Source organism: Bovifimicola ammoniilytica, assembly GCF_025567085.1.
In the GTDB taxonomy this organism is placed as follows: Bacteria; Bacillota; Clostridia; order Lachnospirales; family Lachnospiraceae; genus Bovifimicola; species Bovifimicola ammoniilytica.
In genome coordinates, this window is sequence record NZ_JAOQJN010000020.1 from 1 (window position 1) to 3,013 (window position 3,013).

Genomic DNA, 3,013 nt, shown 5'->3' on the forward strand with positions numbered 1-3,013 from the left:
TAGGTCGAAAGCTTAACCAAAACGGTTTAGGAAAGAGGACGGAAGTTAAGAATTGGAAGATAAGTTAATGTGTAGTTTTGAAGGTACAGCCTTTTAATTGGCCTGGTGGCTCAGCTGGTTAGAGCGCCGCCCTGTCACGGCGGAGGTCGTGGGTTCGAACCCCATCCGGGTCGTTTATAATTGAATTATGGGATCTTAGCTCAGCTGGGAGAGCATCTGCCTTACAAGCAGAGGGTCACAGGTTCGAGCCCTGTAGGTCCCATTATTTTCTATATTATAGGTACATTGTTAATGTGCCGATGTGGCTCAATTGGCAGAGCAGCTGATTTGTAATCAGCAGGTTATCGGTTCGAGTCCGATCATCGGCTTTATATGGATGGATTCCCGAGTGGCCAAAGGGGACAGACTGTAAATCTGCTGCAAATTGCTTCGGTGGTTCGAATCCACCTCCATCCATTAAAAAAAGGAATAAATATTTTATTTCTGTATATAATTTAATATGATATCGCGGGGTGGAGCAGTCTGGAAGCTCGTCGGGCTCATAACCCGAAGGTCGTAGGTTCAAATCCTGCCCCCGCAACTATTTGTATTTATAATAATACAAGCCCAGATAGCTCAGTTGGTAGAGCAAGGGACTGAAAATCCCTGTGTCACTGGTTCGATTCCAGTTCTGGGCATTTCCTGAAAAGGAATGAATGGGATATTAGCTCAGGTGGTAGAGCACTTGACTTTTAATCAAGTTGTCCGGGGTTCGAATCCCCGATGTCTCATTATATGGGAAAACTCATTGCTTTTAGTGATGAGTTTTTTTATTGTATTCGTATAACCTTCTCACTTAAATTTAGAGGTCAAGCACACAGAAAGTGAGGTTGTTAATATGAAACAAATCTAAATGAACAAATCTAAAAATTTATCTGTAAATGATGCTTATGATTTATTTATCAGAAAGTGTCGTGTCAAGAATTTATCCCAAGCATCCATTGTGTCATATGAGAATAAGATTCATCCGTTTGTAGATTACTGTGATGGTGGTCTTATCAGTGCGGTTACAATCGACACAGTGGATGGATTTACCAATCATCTTAAAACAGAACATAATGTGAATGATGTATCTGCCGTATCTTATTTACGGTCTGTGAGAGCGTTCCTATATTATTGCATGGAATGTAACTACATGACCACATTCAAAATTCATCTTCCAAAAGCACAGAAGGACATTAAGGAGACTTACTCGAATGAACAGCTGGAGAAATTATTAGCCAAGCCAGACCTCAATAGTTGTACTTTTACGGAGTTTAAGACATGGGTGTTTGAAAACTATATGCTTGCTACTGGAAATCGTCTCAGTACGGCTCTAAACGTCCATATCTGTCCTGTTGTCAGTAGATTTGGACAACCATACACATAAAAAGGGCATAGTTGTCGCCCTAGAAAAACACATAAAAAGGAGCATAAAAAATGAGATTATTTTTAGAAGAAAATTTGGTTACAGGAAACACATTAACACCTGATGGAGTGCTTGCATACATAGCACTGAGAAAGATGATGGATGAGAATATCTTTTTGAAGTCATTGGAGATTACAGAGGATTGTGTATCTATTAACAGAATGGCTTATACACTTGTTGGTGTAAGTGAGAAATATCCTAAAGCATTTACGGATGCATTGCAGCGTGGAATATACGAACTTGATGCCGTGGATAGGATTAAGATAGTGCAGTCATTTGGCAAAGGAATTGAGTTCGTATTGGATATAAAGAATTTATACTTTGATACTTCAAAGGAAGGACAGCATTTTGTCATGGTATCATCTGATGAGGTTGAGAAGATTCTGACACATGATGCAGATATGAAGAAGAAAATATCCATCCTGAAATATTATGTGGCTCTTGTCAGTTCGTTTGATTGGTCTGCCAATATGAAATGTAAGGATGGTATGCCTAATCTTCAATATAACCTTGGAGGACGGCAAGTCTGCCAGGGTGCTTTTTGAATTGCAGCAGATGACGGATGGTGGTACAAGTATCTGATGGTCGAAAAATTCATAAATTTTTGATATAATTTATCTGAAAAGTGTAACCTCGGCATGGTAAACGGTGCTTATATGGGTGAAGGCCTTTTAAATACGAAGGAAAGGAGATGAAAGCCTTGGATGATAATAAGATAGTTGAACTGTATTTGTCACGTGATGAAACAGCAATAAAGCAGACTTCCGAAAACTATGGAACTCGTATACGCTCTTTGGCAAACAACATAGTCAAGGATTTGAAGACCGCAGAAGAATGTGAAAACGATACATATTTGGAGGCGTGGAGAACCATCCCGCCACATGAGCCAAGAACGTATCTTTTTGCTTTTCTGGCACGAATCACAAGACATATTTCGCTGAATATATGTCGAGACAGAAACCGATTGAAACGCAGTGCATTTATATGTGAACTCAGCACAGAAATGGAACAATGCATACCGTCCCCAGATGATACGGAATGTCGCATTGACGATATTATCTTGAAGGATGCAATTAACAATTTTCTTGCTACTCTTGATGAAGAGAAAAGAAATATATTCTTGCGTCGTTATTGGTTTTTGGATTCCATAGCTGATATCTCCAAACGCTATGCTATTTCTGAAAGCAAAGTGAAAACAACACTCTTCCGTTGCCGTAATCAGCTACGGGAATATCTTGAGAAGGAGGGCTACACTTTATGAGAGGAAATGAATTTTTAGACAAAATGGAACTTGTGAATTCGGAATATGTTGAAGCGGCAGAAAAGGTTCCTTACAAAAAGAAAAAAAGGTGGGTCAAATGGGGGTCAATAGCAGCTTGTCTTGCAATGATTGTTGTGGCAGGCACAATGATATTTAATAATAGCAACACATCACCTATTTTCATTGGTGGAATTGAGCGAGAGTACAAAAATATCTCCGTTTTATGTGGAGAATCTGCTATTGAATGGCCTTGGGAATATAAGACACTTTCTGAACAGTATACATCTGTTATAATTGAAGGTAAG

General features: G+C 39.2%; 3 protein-coding genes, 7 tRNA genes and 1 pseudogene. All 11 read left to right on the plus strand.

Annotated features, from left to right (window positions below):
• Nucleotides 1-99: 99 nt before the first annotated feature.
• Nucleotides 100-173, plus strand: a tRNA-Asp gene (locus OCV48_RS13835).
• Nucleotides 174-189: 16 nt separating this feature from the next.
• Nucleotides 190-262, plus strand: a tRNA-Val gene (locus OCV48_RS13840).
• Between the two features lie 33 nt (nucleotides 263-295).
• A tRNA-Thr gene (locus OCV48_RS13845) sits at nucleotides 296-368 on the plus strand.
• Nucleotides 369-374: 6 nt separating this feature from the next.
• A tRNA-Tyr gene (locus tag OCV48_RS13850) sits at nucleotides 375-456 on the plus strand.
• Between the two features lie 50 nt (nucleotides 457-506).
• A tRNA-Met gene (locus tag OCV48_RS13855) sits at nucleotides 507-580 on the plus strand.
• Nucleotides 581-604: 24 nt separating this feature from the next.
• A tRNA-Phe gene (locus tag OCV48_RS13860) sits at nucleotides 605-677 on the plus strand.
• A 20-nt stretch (nucleotides 678-697) separates the two neighbouring features.
• A tRNA-Lys gene (locus tag OCV48_RS13865) sits at nucleotides 698-770 on the plus strand.
• Nucleotides 771-892: 122 nt separating this feature from the next.
• The gene (locus tag OCV48_RS13870; RefSeq protein WP_147592271.1) at nucleotides 893-1,408 is read left to right on the plus strand and encodes a phage integrase SAM-like domain-containing protein; all 516 of its coding nucleotides are present in this window, start codon (nucleotides 893-895) and stop codon (nucleotides 1,406-1,408) included.
• Nucleotides 1,409-1,458: 50 nt separating this feature from the next.
• Nucleotides 1,459-1,992, plus strand: coding sequence for a hypothetical protein (locus OCV48_RS13875; RefSeq protein WP_147592272.1), 534 nt, complete (start codon nucleotides 1,459-1,461; stop codon nucleotides 1,990-1,992).
• 146 nt (nucleotides 1,993-2,138) lie between these two features.
• The gene (locus OCV48_RS13880) at nucleotides 2,139-2,708 is read left to right on the plus strand and encodes an RNA polymerase sigma factor (RefSeq protein ID WP_262559968.1); all 570 of its coding nucleotides are present in this window, start codon (nucleotides 2,139-2,141) and stop codon (nucleotides 2,706-2,708) included.
• Nucleotides 2,705-3,013 (plus strand): annotated as a pseudogene (locus OCV48_RS13885) (hypothetical protein); the annotation flags it as partial. The gene OCV48_RS13880 and the pseudogene OCV48_RS13885, both read left to right, overlap by 4 nt.

Coding starts and splice junctions, on each gene's coding strand:
- OCV48_RS13870 (WP_147592271.1), top strand. CDS start 893: ATGAACAAATCTAAAAATTTATCTGTAAATGATGCTTATGATTTATTT.
- OCV48_RS13875 (WP_147592272.1), top strand. CDS start 1,459: ATGAGATTATTTTTAGAAGAAAATTTGGTTACAGGAAACACATTAACA.
- OCV48_RS13880 (WP_262559968.1), top strand. CDS start 2,139: ATGAAAGCCTTGGATGATAATAAGATAGTTGAACTGTATTTGTCACGT.